Origin of the sequence: Elizabethkingia argenteiflava, from assembly GCF_009904105.1 — a bacterium.
GTDB lineage: Bacteria > Bacteroidota > Bacteroidia > Flavobacteriales > Weeksellaceae > Elizabethkingia > Elizabethkingia argenteiflava.
The window spans coordinates 1-395 of record NZ_JAAABJ010000594.1 but is presented as its reverse complement, the minus strand read 5'-3'; the positions used below and the strand labels follow the sequence as shown (position 1 = coordinate 395).

General features: G+C 32.9%; 1 pseudogene. It reads right to left on the bottom strand.

From position 1 onward, the window contains the following. Window positions 1-370, bottom strand: a pseudogene (locus tag GNY06_RS14300) (helix-turn-helix domain-containing protein); the annotation flags it as partial. Between the last annotated feature and the right edge of the window lie 25 nt (window positions 371-395).

The following is a 395-nucleotide window of genomic DNA, read 5'->3' as shown; positions in this document are numbered from 1 at the left end:
CTTTTAATCTTAGTTTAAATCTATGTAGATCGTGTCTTAACCAAATACTGATGACTCCACCTGGTGATACAATGAAACCTTGCTTTTTAAGTTCATTACTTACTCTAAGCTGCCCCAAAGTAGGGTTCTCAATGGCTATATCAACAACAGCATATTCAATAACTTCATCTACACTATTCTTTAATACTGGCATTCTTCTGGAGATATCATGTAATGCTAATTCAACTCCTTGATCATACAGTTCTTAGAATCGATAAAATCGGTCTCGGGAATAGCCCATTACTTTACAGGCTTTGGATAAATTTCCTAAATGTTGTGCTAATTCAAGTACGACTTACTTGTTTTTGATGATTTTTTGTTGTGTTGTCATAATACTTAATCTGTTTTATAGTTAT